This is a genomic window from Pseudomonas grandcourensis (assembly GCF_039909015.1).
GTDB classification, from domain to species: domain Bacteria; phylum Pseudomonadota; class Gammaproteobacteria; order Pseudomonadales; family Pseudomonadaceae; genus Aquipseudomonas; species Aquipseudomonas grandcourensis.
In genome coordinates this window covers 716,346-739,033 of the sequence record NZ_CP150919.1, presented here as the reverse complement: position 1 = coordinate 739,033, position 22,688 = coordinate 716,346, and the positions used below count along the sequence as shown (strand labels likewise).

The 22,688-nt window shown below is 60.4% G+C and carries 20 protein-coding genes; 15 read left to right on the top strand and 5 right to left on the bottom strand.

What is annotated here, in order from left to right; translation table 11 throughout:
• The first annotated feature begins 14 nt into the window (after nt 1-14).
• The 9 genes from accC (at nt 15) to AABM52_RS03130 (ending at nt 11,955) form a co-directional block, all read left to right on the top strand.
• The gene (accC, locus tag AABM52_RS03170; protein ID WP_347910365.1) at nt 15-1,373 is read left to right on the top strand and encodes an acetyl-CoA carboxylase biotin carboxylase subunit; all 1,359 of its coding nucleotides are present in this window, start codon (nt 15-17) and stop codon (nt 1,371-1,373) included.
• Nucleotides 1,374-1,567: 194 nt separating this feature from the next.
• The gene (gene prmA / locus AABM52_RS03165; protein ID WP_347910364.1) at nt 1,568-2,446 is read left to right on the top strand and encodes a 50S ribosomal protein L11 methyltransferase; all 879 of its coding nucleotides are present in this window, start codon (nt 1,568-1,570) and stop codon (nt 2,444-2,446) included.
• A gap of 30 nt (nt 2,447-2,476) precedes the next feature.
• On the top strand, nt 2,477-3,730 hold the full coding sequence (locus tag AABM52_RS03160) for a DUF3426 domain-containing protein (protein WP_347910363.1): 1,254 nt from the start codon (nt 2,477-2,479) through the stop codon (nt 3,728-3,730).
• 183 nt (nt 3,731-3,913) lie between these two features.
• Nucleotides 3,914-4,924 carry a tRNA dihydrouridine synthase DusB gene (gene dusB, locus AABM52_RS03155; protein WP_347910362.1) on the top strand — a complete coding sequence of 337 codons (1,011 nt, stop codon included), beginning with the start codon at nt 3,914-3,916 and terminating at the stop codon, nt 4,922-4,924.
• Nucleotides 4,921-5,241 carry a DNA-binding transcriptional regulator Fis gene (fis, locus tag AABM52_RS03150; RefSeq protein ID WP_347910361.1) on the top strand — a complete coding sequence of 107 codons (321 nt, stop codon included), beginning with the start codon at nt 4,921-4,923 and terminating at the stop codon, nt 5,239-5,241. Before dusB ends, fis begins: the two co-directional genes overlap by 4 nt.
• Before the next feature lie 82 nt (nt 5,242-5,323).
• Complete coding sequence (gene purH, locus AABM52_RS03145; protein ID WP_347910360.1) at nt 5,324-6,931, top strand: bifunctional phosphoribosylaminoimidazolecarboxamide formyltransferase/IMP cyclohydrolase; 1,608 nt, start codon at nt 5,324-5,326, stop codon at nt 6,929-6,931.
• A 188-nt stretch (nt 6,932-7,119) separates the two neighbouring features.
• Nucleotides 7,120-8,415 (top strand): phosphoribosylamine--glycine ligase, encoded by a 1,296-nt coding sequence (gene purD, locus AABM52_RS03140; protein WP_347910359.1) that lies wholly within the window; start codon nt 7,120-7,122, stop codon nt 8,413-8,415.
• A gap of 100 nt (nt 8,416-8,515) precedes the next feature.
• A complete protein-coding gene (locus AABM52_RS03135) occupies nt 8,516-11,293 on the top strand; it encodes a response regulator (protein WP_347910358.1) in 2,778 nt (925 codons plus the stop codon).
• 65 nt (nt 11,294-11,358) lie between these two features.
• Entirely contained in the window at nt 11,359-11,955 is a 597-nt protein-coding gene (locus AABM52_RS03130; protein WP_008053960.1) for a MarC family protein, read from the top strand.
• Between the two features lie 196 nt (nt 11,956-12,151).
• Here the strand turns inward: AABM52_RS03130 and AABM52_RS03125 are convergent, their stop codons facing one another.
• From AABM52_RS03125 to cobG, 5 genes are all read right to left on the bottom strand, one after another.
• Nucleotides 12,152-12,997, bottom strand: a complete 846-nt coding sequence (locus tag AABM52_RS03125) for a hypothetical protein (RefSeq protein WP_347910357.1) — start codon at nt 12,995-12,997, stop codon at nt 12,152-12,154.
• Between the two features lie 187 nt (nt 12,998-13,184).
• Nucleotides 13,185-14,894 carry a precorrin-3B C(17)-methyltransferase gene (gene cobJ, locus AABM52_RS03120; protein WP_347910356.1) on the bottom strand — a complete coding sequence of 570 codons (1,710 nt, stop codon included), beginning with the start codon at nt 14,892-14,894 and terminating at the stop codon, nt 13,185-13,187.
• Entirely contained in the window at nt 14,894-15,625 is a 732-nt protein-coding gene (locus tag AABM52_RS03115; RefSeq protein ID WP_347912578.1) for a precorrin-2 C(20)-methyltransferase, read from the bottom strand. Before AABM52_RS03115 ends, cobJ begins: the two co-directional genes overlap by 1 nt.
• Nucleotides 15,625-16,251, bottom strand: coding sequence for a precorrin-8X methylmutase (locus AABM52_RS03110; protein WP_046039946.1), 627 nt, complete (start codon nt 16,249-16,251; stop codon nt 15,625-15,627). The genes AABM52_RS03115 and AABM52_RS03110 overlap by 1 nt, the downstream gene beginning before the upstream one ends.
• A complete protein-coding gene (cobG, locus tag AABM52_RS03105; RefSeq protein WP_347912577.1) occupies nt 16,244-17,551 on the bottom strand; it encodes a precorrin-3B synthase in 1,308 nt (435 codons plus the stop codon). The genes AABM52_RS03110 and cobG overlap by 8 nt, the downstream gene beginning before the upstream one ends.
• A gap of 300 nt (nt 17,552-17,851) precedes the next feature.
• On the opposite strand from cobG, the gene AABM52_RS03100 reads away from it, so the two are divergent.
• The 6 genes from AABM52_RS03100 (at nt 17,852) to AABM52_RS03075 (ending at nt 22,649) form a co-directional block, all read left to right on the top strand.
• Nucleotides 17,852-18,499, top strand: a complete 648-nt coding sequence (locus AABM52_RS03100) for a hypothetical protein (protein ID WP_347910355.1) — start codon at nt 17,852-17,854, stop codon at nt 18,497-18,499.
• A 138-nt stretch (nt 18,500-18,637) separates the two neighbouring features.
• Nucleotides 18,638-19,849, top strand: a complete 1,212-nt coding sequence (gene cbiE / locus AABM52_RS03095; protein ID WP_347910354.1) for a precorrin-6y C5,15-methyltransferase (decarboxylating) subunit CbiE — start codon at nt 18,638-18,640, stop codon at nt 19,847-19,849.
• Nucleotides 19,842-20,939, top strand: coding sequence for a cobalt-precorrin-5B (C(1))-methyltransferase (locus AABM52_RS03090; RefSeq protein ID WP_347910353.1), 1,098 nt, complete (start codon nt 19,842-19,844; stop codon nt 20,937-20,939). Before cbiE ends, AABM52_RS03090 begins: the two co-directional genes overlap by 8 nt.
• The gene (locus AABM52_RS03085; protein WP_347910352.1) at nt 20,936-21,661 is read left to right on the top strand and encodes a cobalt-precorrin-6A reductase; all 726 of its coding nucleotides are present in this window, start codon (nt 20,936-20,938) and stop codon (nt 21,659-21,661) included. The genes AABM52_RS03090 and AABM52_RS03085 overlap by 4 nt, the downstream gene beginning before the upstream one ends.
• Nucleotides 21,662-21,816: 155 nt before the next feature.
• Nucleotides 21,817-22,140, top strand: a complete 324-nt coding sequence (locus AABM52_RS03080; RefSeq protein ID WP_150727822.1) for a DNA-binding protein — start codon at nt 21,817-21,819, stop codon at nt 22,138-22,140.
• Between the two features lie 110 nt (nt 22,141-22,250).
• Nucleotides 22,251-22,649 carry a DUF2946 domain-containing protein gene (locus AABM52_RS03075; RefSeq protein WP_347910351.1) on the top strand — a complete coding sequence of 133 codons (399 nt, stop codon included), beginning with the start codon at nt 22,251-22,253 and terminating at the stop codon, nt 22,647-22,649.
• Nucleotides 22,650-22,688 lie beyond the last annotated feature (39 nt).

Here is a 22,688-nt window from a genome sequence, read left to right as displayed (position 1 = left end):
GCGGAGAGCCTTTGATGACTGCGAAGTTGGAAAAAGTTCTGATCGCCAACCGCGGTGAGATCGCCCTGCGGATCCTGCGCGCCTGCAAAGAGATGGGCATCAAGACCGTCGCCGTTTACTCCAAGGCTGACAAGGAACTGATGCACCTGGGCCTGGCAGACGAATCCGTCTGCATCGGTCCGGCATCGGCCGCCCACTCCTACCTGCACATTCCGGCAATCATTGCCGCGGCCGAAGTGACTGGCGCCACCGCCATTCACCCGGGCTACGGCTTCCTTGCGGAAAACGCCGACTTCGCCGAGCAGGTCGAGAAATCCGGCTTTGCGTTCATTGGCCCGAAAGCCGAAACCATTCGCCTGATGGGCGACAAGGTATCGGCCAAGCACGCCATGATCGCTGCCGGCGTACCGACTGTACCGGGCTCTGACGGCCCGCTGCCGGAAGACGAAGAAACCGCTCTGCGCATTGGTCGCGAAGTCGGTTACCCGGTGATCATCAAGGCCGCTGGCGGCGGCGGTGGTCGCGGCATGCGCGTCGTGCATAAAGAAGAAGACCTGATTTCCTCGGCCAAACTGACCCGCTCCGAAGCGGGCGCAGCGTTCGGCAACCCGATGGTCTATCTGGAAAAGTTCCTGACCAACCCACGTCACGTGGAAGTCCAGGTACTTTCCGATGGCCAGGGCCAGGCTATCCATCTGGGTGACCGCGACTGCTCGCTGCAACGTCGCCACCAGAAGGTTCTTGAAGAAGCGCCGGCACCGGGCATCGACGAGAACGCGCGTGAGGAAGTACTCGCACGCTGCGTCAAGGCTTGCATCGACATCGGCTACCGTGGCGCAGGCACTTTCGAGTTCCTGTACGAAAACGGTCACTTCTACTTCATCGAGATGAACACTCGTGTCCAGGTAGAGCACCCGGTTTCGGAAATGGTCACCGGCATCGACATCGTCAAGGAGATGCTCAGCATCGCCGCCGGCAACAAGCTGTCGTTCACCCAGGATGACGTGGTCATCCGCGGTCACGCGCTGGAATGCCGGATCAACGCCGAAGACCCGAAAACCTTCATGCCGAGCCCGGGCACGGTCAAGCATTTCCACGCTCCAGGCGGCAACGGCGTTCGCGTCGACTCGCACCTGTACAGTGGCTATGCCGTTCCGCCGAACTACGATTCGTTGATCGGCAAGCTGATCACTTACGGGGCAACCCGTGACGAAGCCATGGCGCGCATGCGCAATGCGCTGGACGAAATCGTGGTCGACGGGATCAAGACCAACATCCCGCTGCACCGCGACCTGACCCGCGATGAAGGCTTCTGCAAAGGGGGCGTGAACATTCACTACCTCGAGCACAAGCTGGCCGGCGAGAAGCACTAAGCTTCGACCCCATCGACAAAGCCGCCTTCGGGCGGCTTTGTTGTATCTGGAAGTAACTCAGATCCCACAGGGCCCTGCTTCGCTCAACATCTGCGCAGCGAATGCAGCTCCCACAAAACCCACTCTCTCGCGTAAACTTGCGCGCTTCCCGCAGCCCGCTAGGCTGCAATCAATATTTTTCAAAGGTGCCCGCCATGCCTTGGCTGCAAGTACGTCTCGCCATCAGCCCAGAACAAGCCGAAACCTATGAAGACGCGTTCCTTGAAGTGGGCGCCGTGTCGGTGACCTTCATGGACGCCGAAGATCAGCCGATCTTCGAGCCGGAACTCAACACCACGCCGCTGTGGTCCCATACGCACCTACTGGCCCTGTTCGAAGGTGGCACCGAGCCAGGCCCGGTGCTGGCCCACCTGGAGCTGCTGACCGGCAGCCCGCTGCCCGAGCACCACAGCGAAGTGATCGAAGACCAGGACTGGGAACGCAGTTGGATGGACGGTTTCCAGCCAATGCAATTCGGCCAGCGCCTGTGGATCGTGCCGAGCTGGCACGCCGCACCGGAACCGGATGCCGTGAATCTGCTGCTGGACCCGGGCCTGGCGTTCGGCACCGGCACCCACCCGACCACCGCGCTGTGCCTGGAATGGCTTGACGGTCAGGATCTGAAAGGCTGCAACGTGCTGGACTTCGGTTGCGGCTCGGGGATTCTGGCAATTGCCGCGCTGTTGCTGGGAGCCAAGGAAGCCGTGGGCACCGATATCGACGTGCAGGCGCTGGAAGCCTCCCGCGACAACGCCGGGCGCAACGGTATCGCCGATGAGCTGTTCCCACTGTATCTGCCGCAAGACCTGCCGCAGGTCCAGGCCGACGTGCTGGTGGCCAACATTCTCGCCGGCCCGCTGGTTTCCCTGGCACCGCAGTTGTCCAGCCTGGTCAAGCCGGGTGGTCGCCTCGCGCTGTCGGGCATCCTCGCCGAACAGGGTGATGAAGTCGCTGCCGCCTACGCCAAGGACTTTGATCTGGACCCGATCGCCAATCGCGATGGCTGGGTGCGCATCACTGGCCGTCGGCGCTAGAATGAGCGTCTGCATAATCCGGATCGCCGCATGACCGACAGCTTCGTCACCCAGTGCCCGCATTGCCAAACCAGCTTCCGCGTCAGCCATGCCCAGTTGAGCGTGGCTCGCGGGGTAGTTCGTTGCGGCTCCTGCCTGCAGGTGTTCAATGCTGCCAAGCAGCTGCTTGAGCAGGCCGGTAAGGAAGCACCGGTCGCGACGCCGCTCCCGCCGGTGCAGCCTGAGGAACCCCTTGAGCCATCACCGCCGCGCGCCATCAGCCAAAAGCAATGGAGCGCGACCGAACTGGACCTGGACAGTCTCGACCTCGACGAAGAACTCGCCCGGCTCGAACAGCGGGAAATTCAGCCAACCACCGAGTTCGGCCGCCATCGCGAGGACTCGCTGAGCGCCCGTCGCGACAGCAACGAGCAGGATGAACAGGAGCAGTGGTCCGACAGCCTGTTCAGTGAGTCGGCGGCTGATCGTGCGCAACTCGACGAACCGCTCGACAGCCTTGACACGCCAGAGCCGACGGTCGAACCGAGCAAAGCCTCGCGCACCGAACCTTCGCTGTCCCTGGAGCCGGTTGATCTCGACGACGAACCGCAGCCACCCCATTTGCGATTGCACGACCCTCTCGATGCGCCGCTGAACCACGAACGCCTGTCGGCGGCCGACGAGAGCGAAATCGACGACAACCTGCCTTCGATCGAGCCGCTGCGCAAGCGACGCGAACGCAGTGAACCGGGCGGGCGCGCCGAAATGCTGCAAGACCTGACCGACGACCCGCTGCAACTGGACTGGCAAAAACGCCGCTCGCCCTGGGGCCGACGCCTGTTCTGGTTGCTGCTGGTGCTGATTGCCGCTGGCGCCCTCGCCGGCCAGTACATCGCCTACCATTTCGACGAACTGGCGCGACAGGATCAATATCGCCCGTGGTTCCAGCAACTGTGCCCGCAAATCGGCTGCACCGTGCCCTCCAAAGTCGACATCGCGAAGATCAAAAGCAGCAACCTGGTGGTGCGCAGCCATCCCGAGTTCAATGGCGCCCTGGTGGTCGATGCGATCATCTATAACCGCGCGCCCTTCTCCCAGCCCTTCCCGCTGCTGGAACTGCGCTTCGCCGACCTCAATGGCCATCTGATCGCCAGTCGACGCTTCAAGCCTGGCGAGTACCTCAATGGCGATCTCGAAGGCATGGCGGAAATGCCACCACAAACGCCGATCCACATCGCACTGGACATTCTCGACCCAGGCGCCAAGGCCGTGAACTACAGTCTGAGCTTTCACTCTCCGGAGTGAAACGCTTCATTGCTCCCGGATTCACGTCGGCTTTCTGACTGCCCAGGCAAACCAAACCACGGGTAATAACAGAATAACTGTTCAGAATTTGTTCAATTCAGCCTTTATCCAGTCATCGAGAGCGGGTATCATGCCAACCCTTTTTCGAACTCTCATGATCCGGCCCCACAACAGGGAAGTCCTATGTCGGCGGTACGCATCGGCCCTTACACATTACATAACAACTTGATTCTCGCCCCCATGGCGGGAGTCACCGACCAGCCCTTTCGTCAGCTGTGCAAGCGCTTGGGCGCGGGACTGGTCGTCTCGGAAATGGTCACCAGTGACATGAGTTTGTGGAACACCCGCAAGTCGCGCATGCGCATGATCCACGAAGGTGATCCCGAGCCACGCTCGGTACAGATCGCCGGTGGGGACGCGCAGATGCTGGCGGACGCCGCCCGTGCCAACGTTGAAATGGGTGCACAGATCATTGATATCAACATGGGCTGTCCGGCAAAAAAAGTCTGCAACAAGGCTGCCGGTTCCGCACTGTTGAAGGATGAACCCCTGGTAACCGAGATCCTGCAGGCCGTCGTGGCTGCGGTCGATGTGCCGGTTACCCTGAAGATCCGCACCGGTTGGGACCGGGACAACAAGAACGGCCTGACGGTGGCGAAGATCGCCGAACAGGCAGGCATTACGGCGCTGGCGGTGCATGGCCGCACCCGTGCCGACCTGTACACAGGTGAAGCCGAGTACGACACCATTGCCGCGATCAAGCAGGCAGTGTCGATTCCGGTCTTCGCCAATGGCGATATCGATTCGCCGGAAAAAGCCCGGTACGTGCTCGACGCGACCGGTGCCGATGGCCTGTTGATTGGCCGGGCTGCCCAGGGGCGGCCGTGGATTTTTCGCGAGATCGACCATTTCCTGCGTACCGGCGAGAAGCTCCCGGCGCTGGAATTGATCGAGGTGGAACGCATTCTGCTAGAGCATCTGGCTGCCCTTCACGCCTTCTATGGTGATGTCATGGGTGTGCGCATTGCTCGAAAGCATGTGGGCTGGTATCTCGCAACCCTGCCGGGCGCCAGGGAGTTTCGCGCCCACTTCAATCGTTTGGATGGTACGGATACACAATGCGCCAACGTTCGTGCGTTTTTCGCCGAGCGTTACAAGAGCCTGACAGGGGACGGAGAGTGGGTGGCCGCATGACGATGATGACCGAGACTTTAGTGAGTGGAACAACACCCGTGAGCGACAACGTGAATTTGAAACAGCACCTCAATACGCCAAGCGAAGAAGGCCAGACCCTTCGCGGGAGTGTCGAGAAGGCGCTGCACAATTATTTCGCCCACCTTGAGGGCGCTGCCGTCACGGATGTGTACAACCTGGTGCTCTCCGAAGTCGAGGCCCCCCTGCTCGAGTGCGTGATGAGCTACGTCAAGGGCAACCAGACCAAGGCCAGCGAGATGCTCGGACTTAACCGGGGCACGCTGCGCAAGAAACTCAAGCAGTACGATTTGTTGTAAGCATTCAATCAAACCAGAAAGGCGCCCGCGTAAAACCGGTCGCCTTTTTTGCTGACTTCCTTTGCTTTTGATGGAAATTGAGATGACCGACCAGACTACCCGCCTGCCGATCCGCCGCGCCTTGATCAGCGTTTCCGACAAGACCGGGATCCTCGAATTCGCCAAGGAGCTTGAAGCCCTGGGCGTCGAGATCCTCTCCACCGGCGGGACGTTCAAGCTGCTGCAGGACAACGGCGTTGCCGCAGTGGAAGTCGCGGACTACACAGGTTTTGCCGAAATGATGGACGGCCGGGTGAAGACCCTGCACCCGAAAATCCACGGCGGTATCCTCGGTCGTCGCGGTATCGACGACGCCATCATGAACGAGCACGGCATCAAGCCGATCGACCTGGTAGCGGTCAACCTGTACCCGTTCGAAGCCACCATCAACAAGCCAGGCTGCGACCTGCCGACCGCCATCGAGAACATCGACATCGGTGGCCCGACCATGGTTCGTTCGGCAGCGAAAAACCATAAAGACGTAGCGATCGTGGTGAACGCCGGCGATTACGCCAACGTTCTGGAAAATCTGAAAGCCGGCGGCCTGACTTACGCACAGCGTTTCGACCTGATGCTCAAGGCCTTCGAGCACACCGCGGCTTACGACGGCATGATCGCCAACTACATGGGCACCGTGAACCAGGCTGCCGAGACCCTCTCGACCTCCGGCCGCAGCGAATTCCCGCGCACCTTCAACAGCCAGTTCATCAAGGCCCAGGAAATGCGCTACGGCGAGAACCCGCACCAGAGCGCGGCGTTCTATGTTGAAGCCAAACCTGCCGAAGTCGGCATCGCCACCGCGACCCAGCTGCAAGGCAAGGAACTGTCGTACAACAACGTGGCCGACACCGACGCCGCGCTGGAATGCGTGAAGAGCTTCGTCAAGCCGGCCTGCGTGATCGTCAAGCACGCCAACCCGTGCGGCGTGGCTGTCAGCCCTGATGCCGAAGGCGGCATCCGCAAGGCCTACGACCTGGCCTACGCCACCGACACCGAATCCGCCTTCGGCGGCATCATCGCCTTCAACCGCGAACTGGACGCCGAGACCGCCAAGGCCATCGTCGAACGTCAGTTCGTCGAAGTGATCATTGCCCCAAGCGTCAGCGAAGAAGCCCGCGCCATCGTCGCTGCCAAAGCCAACGTACGCCTGCTGGCCTGCGGCGAGTGGTCGGCTGACCGCGCGGCGGCCTGGGACTACAAGCGCGTCAACGGTGGCCTGCTGGTACAGAGCCGCGACATCGGCATGATCGGCGCCGACGACCTGAAAGTGGTGACCAAGCGCGCACCGAGCGAGCAGGAAATCCACGACCTGATCTTTGCCTGGAAAGTCGCCAAGTACGTGAAGTCCAACGCCATCGTCTACGCCAAGAATCGCCAGACCATCGGTGTCGGCGCCGGCCAGATGAGCCGCGTGAACTCCGCACGAATTGCTGCAATCAAAGCAGAACATGCCGGCTTGCAGGTAGTCGGTTCGGTGATGGCTTCCGACGCTTTCTTCCCGTTCCGCGACGGTCTGGACAATGCGGCCAAGGCGGGCGTGACTGCCGTGATCCAGCCAGGCGGCTCGATGCGTGATGCCGAAGTGATTGCTGCTGCCGACGAAGCCGGCATCGCGATGGTATTCACCGGCATGCGCCACTTCCGTCACTAATACGGCAACGGTCGCACTGACGCCGGCATCTGCTGCGTTGGAGCCCACCTCGATGATGCTCATTGCCAGAAGGCAACTCCGCTCATCGAGGTGGGCTCCGCCTTGCATCTACCGGCGTCATTGCAACCTCCTAGGGCGTGAAGCGCTTTGGGTCCTAAACAGAATTAGCGTCATCCGAGGTTTTTGAAATGAATGTTTTGATCATTGGCAGCGGTGGCCGTGAACACGCCCTGGCCTGGAAAGTGGCTCAGGATCCGCGCGTGCAGAAGGTGTTCGTGGCTCCGGGCAACGCCGGTACCGCCATCGAAGCCAAGTGCGAGAACGTCGCCATCGACGTACTGGCGCTTGAACAACTGGCAGACTTTGCCGAGAAAAACGTTTCCCTGACCATCGTTGGCCCTGAAGTGCCACTGGTTGCCGGTGTTGTGGACCTGTTCCGCAGCCGTGGCCTGGACTGCTTCGGTCCGACCGCTGGCGCCGCACAGCTGGAAGGTTCGAAAGCCTTCACCAAGGACTTCCTGGCTCGCCACAAGATCCCGACTGCCGACTACCAGAACTTCACCGAGATCGAGCCGGCCCTGGCTTATATGCGTGAAAAAGGCGCTCCGATCGTGATCAAGGCCGATGGCCTGGCCGCCGGTAAAGGCGTGATCGTCGCCATGACCCTGGCCGAAGCCGAAGACGCCGTGCGCGACATGCTGGCGGGCAATGCCTTTGGCGATGCGGGTTCGCGCGTGGTCATCGAAGAGTTCCTTGACGGCGAAGAAGCCAGCTTTATCGTCATGGTCGACGGCAAGAACGTGCTGCCGATGGCCACCAGCCAGGACCACAAACGCGTCGGCGACGGCGACACCGGTCCGAACACCGGTGGCATGGGTGCTTACTCCCCGGCGCCAGTGGTCACCGCCGAAGTGCACAAGCGCGTCATGGACCTGGTGATCTGGCCGACCGTGCGCGGCATGGCCGAGGAAGGCAACGTCTACACTGGTTTCCTGTACGCTGGCCTGATGATCGACAAGGCCGGCAACCCAAAAGTCATCGAATTCAACTGCCGCTTTGGCGACCCTGAGACCCAACCGGTGATGCTGCGCTTGCAGTCGAGCCTGGTGCTGCTGGTCGAAGCAGCTCTGGCCCAGGCGCTGGACAAGGTCGAAGCACAATGGGATCCACGTCCGAGCGTCGGTATCGTGCTGGCCGCTGGCGGCTATCCTGGTGACTACGCTAAAGGCGTGGCCATCAAGGGGCTGGATACAGCCGCCGCACTGGAAGGCAAAGTCTTCCACGCCGGCACTGCGCTCAAGGACGGTCAAGTCGTAACGGCCGGTGGTCGGGTGCTTTGCGCCACGGCCATGGGTGCCAGCGTTGATGCTGCGCAGCAGCAGGCCTACAAGCTGGCGGCATCGATTGACTGGGAAGGCTGTTTCTATCGCAAGGACATTGGCTACCGCGCCATTGCCCGCGAGCGTGGCGAAAATCAGGAATAAGGGAAACACCACGCCAGGCAATGAACACCGTTTATTGCCTGGCTATTCCGGCGCCGCGCATCGTTATATTCTGGCATCAACCTAACGAAGGGATTTCGCCGTGCGCTGGCTCAGGATTGCCATAAGCTTGACCGTCACGTTGCTGACCTTGCTCTGCATGCTACCGGCCCAAGCCGCGCAAGGCAGTGGCTGGGCGGTATTGCTCGACGAACAGGGCGACCTGCAACTGAGCGACATCCGTTCCGCACGCTACACCAATCAATTCAGCCCTATCGAACTCGACCGCATTACCGCAGCCGAACCCGATGGCGCGCTATGGTTGCGATTCAGGCTTGCACCGGGCAAACACGAACAGTTGCTGCGCGTGTTCGCGCCTGACCTGCGCCAGTTCAACATGTACGTACTGGACGGCGACAAGCTGATCGATCAATCCAGCACGGGCAACGAACGCCCCCAATCCGAGCGACCATTGCCCAGCAGCGACTTCATGCTGGCCCTGCCGCAAAGCGACAACCCCCTCGACGTGTACCTGCGACTGGCCTCCGACCACCAGCTACGGCCCTATATCACTCTGCAATCGGCGATCCTCTCGGCCGCCAACCAGAACCAGACGCTGATCTATGGCCTGCTGTTCGGTTGCATCGCCATGCTGATCCTGCACAACCTCATCCGCTATGCCTACACCCGCTCGCGCAGCGCCGTCTGGTTGGCGACGTGCGAAGGGCTGTTGATGCTCAGCCTGCTGTTGCTGCTGAACCTCGCCGGCCCCTGGCTGCCGGACTGGCATGCGCTGCAAACGCCGGGGGCTTACCTGGCATTGATAATGACCGCGCCTTGCGGCCTGATGCTTGCCTATCGCTTCTTCGCCCCGCTCGGGCCGCATCCGCTGAACCGGTTGCTGCTTGGCGAGGTCCTGCTCATCACCGCGTGCGGCCTGATGCTGCTGTTCGTCAATACCTTGCCGCTGAACTTCATTACCTACGGCCTGGTCGCCCTGGCTGGCCTGACCATGCTGTTCATCAGCGCCTATCACTGGCAAAAAGGTTATCGCCCGGCTCGCCTCTTCGTGGCGGCCATGCTGGTGTTCAACCTCGGGACGCTGGTCATCCTGCCCGCGCTGCTGGGGCTGACCCTGATCGAACCCAATGGACTGATCACCACATTGCTGGTGTTCATCTGCATCAGCGGCCTGCTGATGAGCATTGCGTTGAGCGAGCGCCAGCGCCGCATCACCGAAGACCGATTCAGCATCAGTCGTGACCTGGCGGCCAGCAACGCCGAGATCAACGCCAAGGCCGAGTTCCTGGCGAAGATCAGCCATGAGATCCGTACCCCGATGAACGGTGTCCTCGGCATGACCGAGCTGTTGCTGGGCACGCCGCTTTCGGTCAAGCAACGCGACTACGTGCAGACGATCCACAGCGCCGGTAACGAATTGCTGACATTGATCAACGAAATTCTCGACATTTCCAAACTCGAGTCCGGACAGATCGAACTGGACGATGTGCAGTTCGACCTCAACGCGCTGATCGAAGACTGCCTGAGCATCTTCCGCGCCAAGGCCGAGCAGCAAAACGTCGAGTTGATCAGCTTCATCCAGCCGCAAGTGCCACGGGTGATCAGTGGTGACCCGACACGCTTGCGCCAGACGCTGTTGAGCCTGCTCGAAAGCGCCCTGAAAAAAACCGATGAAGGCGAAATCCTGATCGTCGTGGCGCTCGACGAGCGCAACACCAAACCACGCCTGCGTATCGCCGTGCAGGACAGCGGCGAGCCCATGGACGCCGAAGAGCGCGACGCCCTGATGCACGCCGAACTGCACAGCCGGCATTTTCTTTCGGCCACCCAGCTGGGCGGCAACCTGGGGCTGGTGATTGCCCGCCAGCTGATCCGCTTGATGCAGGGGGAATTCGGGATCAAGAGCGGCAGCAACCAGGGCAGCACTCTGTGGCTGACCCTGCCGCTGGACCCGGATCGCCTCGAACACCCGACCTCCGACCTCGACGGCCCACTGCAGGGTGCGCGGGTATTGGTGGTGGACGACAATGACACCTGTCGCAAGGTCCTGGTGCAGCAATGCAGCGCCTGGGGCCTGAACGTCAGCGCCGCATCTTCCGGCAAAGAGGCGCTGGCACTGCTGCGCACCAAAGCTCATTTGCGCGATTACTTCGATGTGGTCCTTCTGGACCAGAACATGCCCGGCATGACCGGCATGCAACTGGCGGCCAAGATCAAGGAAGACCCGAGCCTGAACCATGACATCCTGCTGATCATGCTCACCGGCATCAGCAACGCACCGAGCAAGATCATCGCGCGCAACTCCGGGATCAAGCGCATCCTCGCCAAGCCGGTGGCCGGCTACACCCTCAAGACCACCCTGGCCGACGAACTGACCCAGCGCAACAAAGGGCTCGTCGCGACCCAGCCCGCACCAATAGGCCCGACGCTGCCGGTCAAGGTCCCTTGCGACTTCCGCATTCTGGTGGCTGAAGACAACAGCATCTCGACCAAGGTGATCCGCGGCATGCTGAGCAAGCTCAACCTGCAACCGGATACCGCCTGCAACGGCGAAGAAGCCCTGCAGGCGATGAAAGCCCAGCGTTACGACCTGGTGCTAATGGACTGCGAAATGCCGATCCTCGACGGCTTCTCGGCCACCCAGCAACTGCGCGCCTGGGAAGTCGGCAACCAGCGGGTTCGCACCCCTGTGGTGGCGTTGACCGCCCATATCCTTGCCGAACACAAAGAGCGTGCGCGCCAGGCCGGCATGGACGGACACATGGCCAAGCCGGTGGAACTGTCGCAGTTGCGCGAACTGATCGAGCACTGGGTCGCCCAGCGTGACCAGCAGAATCGCACGACAACCCAAACGTCCTGAGCCGACAGACTTCGCAACCCCTGATAGACTCCCTCCCGACTTCCCTTGCCAGTGAGCCCGGCACCATGCTCCATGTGTTGTTCAGCGTTTATTTGAAGATGCTGGTGCTCTACAGCCCATTCTTCGTGTTGTCCTGCTTCATCAGCCTGACCCGTGGTTATTCGCGCAAGGAACAGCGTCGGCTGGCCTGGAAAGTAGCAGTCGCCACCCTGGTCTCCAGCGTTCTGCTGTATCTGTTCGGCCGAGTGATTTTCAGTGTGTTCGGCATTACCGTGGACGCATTCCGCATCGGCGCCGGCAGTGTGCTGTTCATCTCGGCGCTGGGCATGGCACAAGGCAAATCGGCGGTACAGACCGACAATGTGCAGCAGGATGTCACCATCGTTCCGCTGACCATCCCGCTGACAGTCGGCCCCGGCACCATCGGCGCCTTGCTGGTGATGGGCGTGAGCCAGCCGCACTGGGACGACAAGCTCACGGCCATTGTCAGCATTGCCCTGGCCAGTTTTACCGTGGGCGTGGTGCTGTTTTTGTCCGGTCGTATCGAGCGGATTCTCGGCGACCAGGGGCTACAGATCGTCAGCCGATTGATGGGGTTGTTCGTGTGTGCACTGGCGGCACAGATCATCTTCACCGGGGTGAAGGGTTATCTGGTGCCTTGAACACAAAGCGCTCCGGTTCGGGCAAGTCGTGGGGCTAGCGGACTCGAAACATCCGCGTGCCTCACCGCTGCACGATGCCTGCATCGCACTCCTTGCAACAGCCAATGATGCAAACCGGGTAACCCTCCCCATCTACATCCCTACATGTCTCAAACAGGCCAGAGACAATCAGCCTCTGACCCTGGCTTAGTTGAATTCACTGCCTGCGTCGCGGAAACCTTTTAGCCAACACTTCTTTTCGATTTTGCGCCAGGATAAATTCGACATCCTCTTTTACTTCAGCGTAAGCAGAAGGATTAAAGGCGAGAAAGTTGGAACCCTGATAAATATCGAGACTTGCAATTTTCAAATCCAAAAACAAAACACCACCACCCACTTGATCTCCGGAATGATTAACGGATGAAAACGAAACCATAACCAATCCGTTCTTCGTTTGCTCGCAAGGCAGCAACGCCAGTTTTACACCCCTGGCCTTGGTAACTTCATAGTTGAAAACCTTGATTGTTTCAGGCTCTTTTTCCAATGCTGACAATGTGCTGTCTGCGACGGCACTTAGCACGGTTGCACCTGGAATGGCTGCTTTTGCCGCTTCAACGCCCGCCTGGACAATAGTGGTGACAACATTTTTCATTGTCCCGCTGCCAGACCTCTTCTTGTATTCGACACTCGCGTTGATGGGAACTGAACACCCCATATCCTCCATACACTGGAGAAAGGCCCGATGCCAGGCGGCGGGGCTATGACTGTCTTTAGTCTCGCGATCGGCCTCCAACTTCGAAAACTTTATGAGGTTTTCGATAATCGTCATATTTTCAAGCGAAATATTATCGCCATAACCAATGAGCGTATTACCTAAAACCAAAGCATTCAGTTCTTTGGTAGGACTCGAATCGTCCAATGCCTTGGGTGAACTTGACGCAGTGATCGACATTAATGTTTTTGCACGAGGAACACTGCTCAACAACGCCTTCGACCTGGCAAGACGCGCCTTCCCAACATCGGTGCATTGTTTATGAGTGATGAAACCTTCCACGACTTCCATATCGGAAAACTCCTTTTTTAAATTCGTTTAAGCCTCCAGCAGAGACAAAACGAATCTAAACCACCTCAACTCCTCTATCAAACCCGATTAAATGTCGACATATGTAAACGTCCGTTAACCTTTAAAAACATGCAGCGTTTGTCGAGCCGTTCAGCTCGACAGCACTGCACTAAACCTTGATATCAAACTAGTTGATATCGCTTAACTTATCACCATAGCTACGCGGCGTATAAACCCACGACATTCCTTGCGAACGATGAAACACACGAGTCGTGGATGAACCAATCAACACCATGGTCCGCATGTCGACCTGATCTGGAGTCAATTGAGAGAGCGTCGTCACGCGTAATGTCTGCCCCGGGCGTCCGACATCACGCCCTAGCACGACTGGCGTTTCAGGTGCGCGATGTTGGGCGACGATCTCCAGCGCACGCCCCAATTGCCAAGGTCGGGAACGCGATATCGGATTGTAGAACGCCATTGCCAGATCAGCTTGCGCTGCCAGGTCCAGGCGTTTCTCAATGATTGCCCATGGCTTTAGGTTATCCGACAGCGACAGCACACAGAAGTCATGACCCAGCGGCGCACCCGCCTGGGCAGCCGTCGCCAGCGAAGCCGAAACCCCCGGCAAAATTTCCAGATCGACGTTGTGCCAATGGACGTCGGTGGACTCGTGCAGCGCCTCCAGCACCGCCGCAGCCATGGCGAAAACCCCCGGATCGCCGGAAGAAACCACCACCACCGAACGCCCTTGGGCCGCCAATTCGAAAGCGTGACGGGCGCGCTGCATCTCTTCGCGGTTATCGGTGCAATGCAGCACCTGATCGTCGCGAAACGGCCCGGCCATGCGCACGTAGGTTTCGTAGCCCAATACATCATTGGCGCGGGCCAGTTCAGCCTTCACGGCCGGCACCATCAGCTCGGCAGCACCAGGCCCCAAGCCGATCACGGCCAAGCGTCCGCGAGGGCGGCCGATCTGCAACGGGTCCAGCGGCTGATCGGCCACCGCAATTGCGAGCGTATCATCGCCATGGAGGGTGACTGGCTGGCCGATGGCTTGACGCAGGCGCTCGTCGAGATCAGCCCCGACACCGACAAAGCGCAACGGCACGCCCAGTTCAAGCGCTGCCTCACGCAGCGCAGGATTGGCCATTTCGGTATCGGCCGCCAAAAGGCAAGCCAGCGACTGCACGGCGATTCCTGCCTGATGCAACGCCTCGCGGATCGCCCCCGCGACGCTCACCAGACCAGCTTCCACGGCGACCACTACATTGCGCGGGTAGATCAATAATTCGTTGGCCGCGGGTGCCCGCTCGGCATGACCGACATGTACCGCCAGTCGAGACTGCGCATCTTCAGGCAACTGCGCCTGCGCCAGCCAAGGGGCTTCACCTTCAATGCGCACCGTTTCGCCGGCGAGCAGGTCGGAAACGAAACGCTTGCCCAGCTCCAGATCGCCAAGGGCATAACCGCTGGGCGGGTTGAGCAGGCAGGTGCCGAAACGCAGCTCGCCGCTGGTGGTGATCGCCGCCGCGACTTCAAGCGCAGCGGCAATCTCCCGCGCCATCATATTCACTCCACCGAGACCACCCAGCAGCGGAACCACGGCGCTGCCATCCTCGGCCACCGCCAATACCGGTGGTTCGGCGCCTTTTTCCAGCAACAAGGGCGCCAGCGTGCGGATTACGATCCCGGCCGCGCACAAGGCAATGATCGGTGTGCCCTGTTGATAGAACTCGCGCAGGGTCGCGCCGAATTCGTGATAGACCCGATCCGCGCCGTCGACCCGTTCGGTCAGGCCATGGATCAGGGCTTCGGGGTACACCTGCTGGATGCTGCGTGCGGTAGCGAGGCTGCCATTGCCGAGAATGACAATCGCCGGAACTGGACGGGTCATCAGCCTTGCCACCTTTCGCCGGGAACGATGATCAACGAGAAGTACGGCGAGGACATCGGCTCGACCTGGTCCAGCGGCACGATCTTCTGATTGGCCATGGTCGCGCGCTCGACGTACAACGCGCGTTCAGCCAGGCCGAGCTCTTCCAGCACCAGGCGAACCTTGGGAAAGTTGCGCCCCAGTTTCATGATCACCGCCGCATCGGCATCGGCCAGGCGTCGCTTGAGTTCCTCGTGCGGCAGCACTCCGGACAACACCGACAGACTCTGATTGCGATACACCAACGGCGCACCGAGCACCGAGGCCCCGCCGAGCATCGAGCACACACCGGGCACGACTTCGGCCTGATAACGCTCGGCGAGCCGGTCGTGCAGGTACATGTAGGAGCCGTAGAAGAACGGATCGCCTTCGCAGATCACCGCCACGTCACGACCGGCATCGAGATGCGTCGCCAGTTCGTCGGCGGCGTCATCGTAGAAGTCGCTGATCACTTGCTCGTAGGACAGCGGTGCCGGCAAGGCTTCGGTGGTCACCGGGTACACCAGCGGCAACAGATTCTGCGCTTCCTGCAGATGCGCCTCGATGATGCCGAAGGCGTTGCCTTTCTTGCCCTTGGCCACGAAGTACGCCACCACGGGGGATTCGCGCAGCAAGCGCAGGGCCTTGACGGTAATCAGTTCCGGATCACCAGGGCCGACGCCGAGGCCAATCAAACGTCCAGGTTGCTGCATCATTCGATCTCCGTGGCGAGGGCATTGACGGCGGCGGCGGCCATGGCGCTACCGCCCAGGCGACCCTGCATGATGACGAAAGGCACGCCACGGCTGTCGGCCGCCAGCGCTGCCTTGGATTCGGCGGCACCGACGAAGCCCACCGGGAAACCGAGGATCAGCGCCGGCTTCGGCGCACCGGCGTCGAGCATTTCCAGCAAGTAAAACAGTGCCGTCGGGGCGTTGCCGATGACTACCACGCTGCCTTCCAGGTGCGGACGCCACAGTTCCAGAGCAGCGGCTGAGCGGGTGTTACCCAATTCACGGGCCAGTTCCGGAACACTCTCGTCGCGCAGGGTACAGATCACCGGATTGTTCGCCGGCAACCGCGCGCGGGTCACGCCTTCTGAGACCATCCGCGCATCGCACAAAATCGGCGCGCCGGCCGCCAGCGCATCACGCCCGGCCTTGCCCGCCCCTGCGGAAAACTGCAAGCCGTCGATGGCCTCGACCATACCGCAGGCGTGAATGACACGGACCGCGAGTTTCTCCAGATCGGCCGGGATTCGCTCGAGGTTGGCCTCGGCGCGAATGATCGCGAAGGAGTTGCGATAGATCTCCTGACCATCGCGGATGTAATCAAGCATCAAGGGGGCTCCGTGAGCGGGCGTCGAGCAGGGTCGCGACCGCTTCAATAGTAAGGTTGCGTGCGTGCAGCGCGCCGAAACCCGGCTGCGCTGCATCGCGAAAATAGAGATCGTAGTGACCGTGGGCGACGGCCAGTAATGTGACGGGCGCCGTATGCGCGGCGGCGCAGGAGCGCTGGCAACCGCTCAGGTGCATGTTCAGTGCCGGTCCATGGCGGTGCAGCAGCGCGGCCAGTTGCAGGGCATCGCCCTTGGTCTCGGCCAACCCCTTGGCGCAACCGCTGGAACCGGTGCAGGCGATCAACCGGGACAATGGCTGATCGGCTTCGCAGGACAAGCCCAAGCGTTGCAAACGCCCCATGACTTCGGTGGCGTTGTCCATGCGGACATTGGGCAGCAGCAGGCTTTGCCAGGGTGTGAAGCGCAGACTGGAATCACCAAACTCCCGTGCCAGTTGTGCCACCCCCCGCAGCATCGTCGGATCGAGCCGTCCCAGCGGCGGGACGGCCCCAACATAGACAACACCGGACTCAGCCTGGGGATGGGCACCCATGTGCAAATCACTGGAGCCCGAAACCCGCTGCCAACCGACAACGGCTTGCAGCGGTACTCGCTCGGCCAGTCGAAGCAGCATGCCCTCGATCGGGTACTCGGCCAGCAAATGGCGCATCCGTGTCTGCTCGGGGCGCGCCAGTTCAAGGAACAACTCAAGGACCGCGACCACCAAAGCGTGCCCGTCAGCCAATGCAACCGAACCGGCGGGACTGTCCGTCGGGCATCCCGCCAGCCCAAACGCCAACCGTCGCTCGCCATCTTGCTCAAACGCCGAGAGCCACAGGTCATGGGGATGTTCGAGCATCGCCAGGTCTTCGCCACCATCGAGTTGCACGGCGAACTTGGCACTGAGGTCGTGGAACACTTCCTGGCTTTGCAGTGTGGCGAGGATCTGCCCGGCCAGCGGGCGAGTGTCGAACAGCATGCGCCGATCGATCCCGGCGCCGGGGCTGAGCATCAGGTTGCGCACATCGTCGCCAGCCGCCGTGCGCGGCCCCAGATCGGTGGCCAGCAGGCTGTCGATCAACGCTGTTTGCTCGTTGCCAATGCCGCGGATCTGCAGGTTGGCCCGGTTGGTCGCCTCGATCGCGCCGCTGGCGTAACGCTCGGCGGCATCGGCCACAGCGATTGCCTGTTGCGCACGGATGGCGCCACCGTCGAGTTTGATCCGGCAAATACCACCGTCCAATGCCTGGACGACACGCAACAACCCGGGACAGGCGGAAGGGCGCAAGCGGTTGGGTATCTGACGTGACTTCACAGGACGACCGGTACAAGACGAAGGACAGCATTATGCCTGCTTTGTCCGGCCTGATGAAAAACCCCGGCAGGTTGACGACGAAAAGCGCGTGATCCCTGGCCCAGGCTTTTCGCTTCAAGCCTGACCGCCATCTCAAGTTCTAATTGAATACTCAGCGAAAAACGCTAACAGCAAGAATCAATTCAACCAACCCGACTTATTTAAACCACATACCAACTCTTGTACTTTTCACCGCAATCCGAAGAAAAACAACAGCAAAAAATCGGCTACATCAAAGGAGAAAAAATGAACATTGAAAAAACGAATGGAATACTGACCGCCCACAACCTTATTTCGTGCACCGAAGAACTTTCACTGCAAGATTACGACGACTTCACCCATTGCACACAGATAGCCACCCTGTCCGCAGACATGGTCGGCAGTCGATTCGCCGACTCGACAACCTGGCTGAATGAATACGTTACGACGTTGAATTTTTTCGGTTGGTCTGTTTATCAGGATGCCATCTTCACCCGCACTCAACACTCTGTTTCGAAAAGCATTGCCGAGTTTCTGGTCCAAAGCGCTCAAACCATGCCAGATAGCCGTCAAGGAAACGCCATGATTGACACGCTCGACGCACTGAAACCCAACCAGCCGGCGCTTTACTCACTGGACCAGCAAAGTTCCCTGGGGGAGCGCTTTCAAGTAATACCCACGCGCTACGACTCAAAGGGGTTTCTTGAAATCGCAGTCTTTAATCTTGAATTAGTGACCACGATCAAAAAAAGTGGGTTTCTATTTTTTGACATGGAAGACCACTCTGCAAAAATCATCCAGCAACGCGCTTATCTTAAACTGGACAAAAACATACTCGAAAGCAAAAGACCGCTCATGGAACGCAAACGACTCGAAATCAGAATGAAGAGATTCGACCTGAAAAAGAACCATTAACCGGATAAGCCCTGAGCACATTTACAGACACTGGCCACAGGCGAATTCAATCCACACCGCGCTATGATGCACAACCGCACAGGTCGACACAGGCCGGCAGCGAGATGATTTGGCTTCGATTGATAGAAGAGGAACGGCATGACCCCCTGGCTGACAGTGGTAGGCATTGGAGAAGAAGGCTTCAAGGGGCTTGGCAAAAATGCCCGACACGCTCTGCTGAACGCTACGCAGATCATTGGCGGCCAACGGCAGCTTGAATTGTTGCCAGCCTGCATCCGCGGTGTACGGCAAATGTGGCCAAGTCCTTTCGCCCTTGAACCCGTTTTGACGAAACGGGGAGAACCCGTTTGCGTCCTGGCCAGTGGCGATCCGATGTTTTTCGGGGTGGGAGCCAGTCTTTCCCGACATTTATCCAGCGATGAAATGCTTGTTCTGCCCGCACCCTCTTCCTGCTCGCTCGCCGCAGCGCGAATGGGTTGGCCCTTGCAGGAAGTGGTCACGTTGTCGGTGGTTGCCCGTCCCGTCGCCGCACTCAACGCGCAATTGTCCAGCGGCGTGCGCTTGCTGGTGTTGAGTAACGACGGCAGCAGCCCCGCCGCCATCGCCGCACTGCTGCGTGAACGCGGTTTCGGTCCGAGCCGGATAACCGTGCTCGAACATTTGGGCGGTGAAGCCGAGCGACGTGTCGACGGCATCGCCAATGACTGGACCGATCCTGTGATCGCCGACCTGAACCTGATCGCCATCGAGTGCATCGCCGAGCCGAACACGCTGCGCCTGTCGCGACTGGCCGGCCTGCCGGACTCCGCCTTCCAGCACGACGGCCAATTGACCAAACGCGATGTACGCGCCATCACCCTCGCGCGCTTGGCCCCGATCCCCGGCGAACTGTTGTGGGACGTCGGCGCCGGCAGCGGCTCGATCGGCATCGAATGGATGCGCGCCCACCCCGCTTGCCGCGCACTGGCCATCGAGGCCGATGCGGGCCGACAAGCGTTGATCGAACACAACCGCGATGCCCTCGGCGTTCCCGGCCTGCAACTGGTTCGCGGCAGCGCGCCGCAGGCCCTCGCCGGGCTTGAGCGGCCGGATGCGATTTTCATCGGCGGCGGTGTCACTCGCGAGGGCGTGCTCGATACCTGCTGGGCCGCACTCAAACCCGGTGGCCGGCTGGTTGCCAATGCCGTCACACTGCAAAGCGAAATGACCCTGATGGCCTGGCGCGAGCAACACGGTGGGGAACTTACGCGAATTCATATCGCGCAAGCACAACCGCTGGGCGACTTCGACACCTGGCGCCAGGCCTTGCCGATTACCTTGCTGGACGTGACGAAACCCTTCGATGCGTGACGAAACCGCCGAACAACCCGCCCCCCTGCGCAGCGGCCTGACCACCGGCAGTTGCGCTACGGCCACCAGCCTCGCCGCCGCGCGTCTGCTGCTGGATGGTACATCGACCGATGCGGTGGAAATCGTGTTGCCCAAGGGTAAACAGGTGCAGATGCGCCTGGAGTTCTGCCGCCTCACAGAGGACGGCGCCGAAGCGGGAACCCTCAAGGACGCCGGTGACGATCCGGACGTGACCCACGGAGCCCTGCTCTACTCCCAGGTGCGCCTGAGCAGCGAACCGGGGACGCGCTTCAAGGCCGGTCGCGGCGTCGGCACCGTGACTCGGCCCGGGCTGGTGCTGGGAGTCGGCGAGCCCGCGATCAACCCGGTGCCACGCAAAATGATCAGTGAACACCTGGTCCGACTGGCCGACGAGCTCGGCTACAGCGGCGGTTTCGAGGTCACGGTCAATGTCGAGAACGGCGAGGCACTGGCACTCAAAACCATGAACCCGCGCCTGGGCATTCTTGGTGGCCTGTCGATCCTCGGCACCAGCGGCATCGTCCGGCCGTTTTCCTGTGCAGCCTACATCGCCTCGATCCACCAGGGCATCGACGTGGCGAAAACCAACGGTTACCTGCACATCGCCGCCTGCACCGGCAACGCCAGCGAAGACACCATGCGCCAGGTCTACAACCTGCCGGAAATCGCCCTGATCGAAATGGGCGACTTCGTTGGCGCGGTGCTCAAGCACCTGCGCAAAGTACCTGTGGATAAACTCAGCCTGTGCGGTGGTTTCGGCAAGATCAGCAAACTGGCGGCCGGGCACATGGATTTGCACAGTCGTCATTCGAGCATCGACCTGCCGCAACTGGCGCTGTGGGCGGCGCAGGTCGGCGCCGATGCGGCGTTGCAGCAGAATATCCGCGAGGCCAACACCAGCCAGCAGGCACTGGCCATGGCCGCCGCAGCCGGGGTCGCCCTGGGTGATGCAGTCTGTCAGCACGCCCTGGATTTTGCCCGTAGCGTGGTGCCGGCACAGGTTCAGGTGGAAGTCTTCGCCATCGATCGCCAGGGCGGAATCGTTGGCCATGCGGGAGCATTTCAATGAAGCGCATCCTGTTGCTCGGCGGCGTGACCGAAGCCATGGCCATTGCCCGCACGCTGGGACCGCTGCATATCTACAGCCTGGCCGGTGTCGGTCGGGTGCCGACGGATCTGCAATGCCAGGTTCGCGTCGGTGGCTACGGCGGTGCCGAGGGTCTGGCGCAGTTCATTGGCGATGAAGGCATCGATCTGCTGCTCGACGCCACTCACCCCTACGCCGCCCGGATCAGCCAGAACGCCGCGACCGCCGCGCGCTTGAGCGGCATCCCCTGCTGGGCGCTACGGCGCCCGGCCTGGCAAGCCCAGGCGGGTGATGACTGGCGGGAAGTCAGCGATTGGGCCGAACTGATCGAAGCCCTGAAGCCCTTCCGTCGACCGCTGTTTACCCTCGGTCGCGAGCCCCTGCAACACCTGGACGAAATTCCTGCGGAGCAATTCTGGACCCTTCGCGCACTGGACGTGTATCCGGGCAACGAGCGTTGCGAAGTGATCGGCGCACGTGGGCCCTTCCTGATCGACGATGAACGCGAGTTGTTCGAACGGCGAAACATCGATGTGCTGATCAGCAAGAACAGCGGCAGCACGGCGACCGAGCCCAAGCTGGAAGTGGCGCGTGAGCATGGTATGCCGGTGATTGTTTTGAAGCGGCCGGTGTTGCCGGGGGTTGATCGGGAGTTCCTGACGCCTGAGGAAACACTTGGCGCGTTGTCGGTCTTCGCTCATTAGGTCAGGATCATTGGCTTGCATGATAAGTAACCTATTTGTTACCGTCAGGGCCGCCTGTGATCACACTCGAAGAATACGTACAGGACAACGAAACCAGCCCCTTTGATAGCCGAGTTCCGATCCCGAAAAAACTGTACGACACCGGAGATAACGTCATGGCGCTCACCCGAAGCTACAAACACACCATTGCCGAGCGTGCCCAACGTGATCCCGAGTTCGCCCAGGCACTGTTGGATGAGGCTGCTACTCTGTTTCTTAACGGCGAACCCGAATTGGCGCGGATCATCCTGCGCGACCTCATCAACGCCACCGTTGGTTTTGAAGAACTGGCAAAAGAAACGGCAAAGCCCAGCAAAAGCCTCCATCGAATGTTGTCCGCCAAAGGCAACCCAAGCATGGACAACCTGGCTGCAATATTCGCCGTAATTCGCGCTACGCTTGGAGTAGAAATACAAGTACATGCGGTACGTGCGCACTGAGCTGACGTCTTTGTGCTGCGACACCAAACCGCACGCCGCCTTTTTACTTATCGGCCCTGATCAGGCTAAATAGCCCGCGCCTGATCGCCCACCCAAACGGATTTTGTCCCATGTCCCGACAACGGCTCGCAATTGCCTGGATAGCCTGCTTCGCAGTGCTGTTCAACATGCTCGCCATGCCGACGTCCGGAGCGATGGCGCAGACGGCTAACTCACCTGCCGAACAGTTGTTGTGGGGCAGTTTCTGCAGCTCCAGCGGCACCAGGATGGTGGCGATTTCCATCGGGGACCTTGAACAGAAAGCCCCGCAAAACGACGATCATTCCAACATGCAGCATTGCTGGTGCTGCTCGGGTTCTGCGCCATTGGTGGCGTTGCCGGGGCATTCGCCACAGCTGTATTTCGCGCACTTCGAATCCAACCGAAGCCTGCCTGCGACCTCTCTCGAAAGCCCGTCACCGCGCCAGCAATGGCCGAGTCTCAACCCCCGCGCCTCCCCTCTGGTGTGATTTTTTCTCGCAATTGACTGCGTTTTTAAATCGTTCCGG

Coding starts and splice junctions, on each gene's coding strand:
- AABM52_RS03090 (WP_347910353.1), top strand. CDS start 19,842: ATGCGTGACGAAACCGCCGAACAACCCGCCCCCCTGCGCAGCGGCCTG.
- accC (WP_347910365.1), top strand. CDS start 15: ATGACTGCGAAGTTGGAAAAAGTTCTGATCGCCAACCGCGGTGAGATC.
- AABM52_RS03085 (WP_347910352.1), top strand. CDS start 20,936: ATGAAGCGCATCCTGTTGCTCGGCGGCGTGACCGAAGCCATGGCCATT.
- AABM52_RS03100 (WP_347910355.1), top strand. CDS start 17,852: ATGAACATTGAAAAAACGAATGGAATACTGACCGCCCACAACCTTATT.
- prmA (WP_347910364.1), top strand. CDS start 1,568: ATGCCTTGGCTGCAAGTACGTCTCGCCATCAGCCCAGAACAAGCCGAA.
- cbiE (WP_347910354.1), top strand. CDS start 18,638: ATGACCCCCTGGCTGACAGTGGTAGGCATTGGAGAAGAAGGCTTCAAG.
- AABM52_RS03130 (WP_008053960.1), top strand. CDS start 11,359: ATGCTCCATGTGTTGTTCAGCGTTTATTTGAAGATGCTGGTGCTCTAC.
- dusB (WP_347910362.1), top strand. CDS start 3,914: ATGTCGGCGGTACGCATCGGCCCTTACACATTACATAACAACTTGATT.
- fis (WP_347910361.1), top strand. CDS start 4,921: ATGACGATGATGACCGAGACTTTAGTGAGTGGAACAACACCCGTGAGC.
- AABM52_RS03160 (WP_347910363.1), top strand. CDS start 2,477: ATGACCGACAGCTTCGTCACCCAGTGCCCGCATTGCCAAACCAGCTTC.
- AABM52_RS03080 (WP_150727822.1), top strand. CDS start 21,817: ATGGCGCTCACCCGAAGCTACAAACACACCATTGCCGAGCGTGCCCAA.
- AABM52_RS03075 (WP_347910351.1), top strand. CDS start 22,251: ATGTCCCGACAACGGCTCGCAATTGCCTGGATAGCCTGCTTCGCAGTG.
- purH (WP_347910360.1), top strand. CDS start 5,324: ATGACCGACCAGACTACCCGCCTGCCGATCCGCCGCGCCTTGATCAGC.
- purD (WP_347910359.1), top strand. CDS start 7,120: ATGAATGTTTTGATCATTGGCAGCGGTGGCCGTGAACACGCCCTGGCC.
- AABM52_RS03125 (WP_347910357.1), bottom strand. CDS start 12,997: ATGGAAGTCGTGGAAGGTTTCATCACTCATAAACAATGCACCGATGTT.
- cobJ (WP_347910356.1), bottom strand. CDS start 14,894: ATGACCCGTCCAGTTCCGGCGATTGTCATTCTCGGCAATGGCAGCCTC.
- AABM52_RS03115 (WP_347912578.1), bottom strand. CDS start 15,625: ATGCAGCAACCTGGACGTTTGATTGGCCTCGGCGTCGGCCCTGGTGAT.
- AABM52_RS03110 (WP_046039946.1), bottom strand. CDS start 16,251: ATGCTTGATTACATCCGCGATGGTCAGGAGATCTATCGCAACTCCTTC.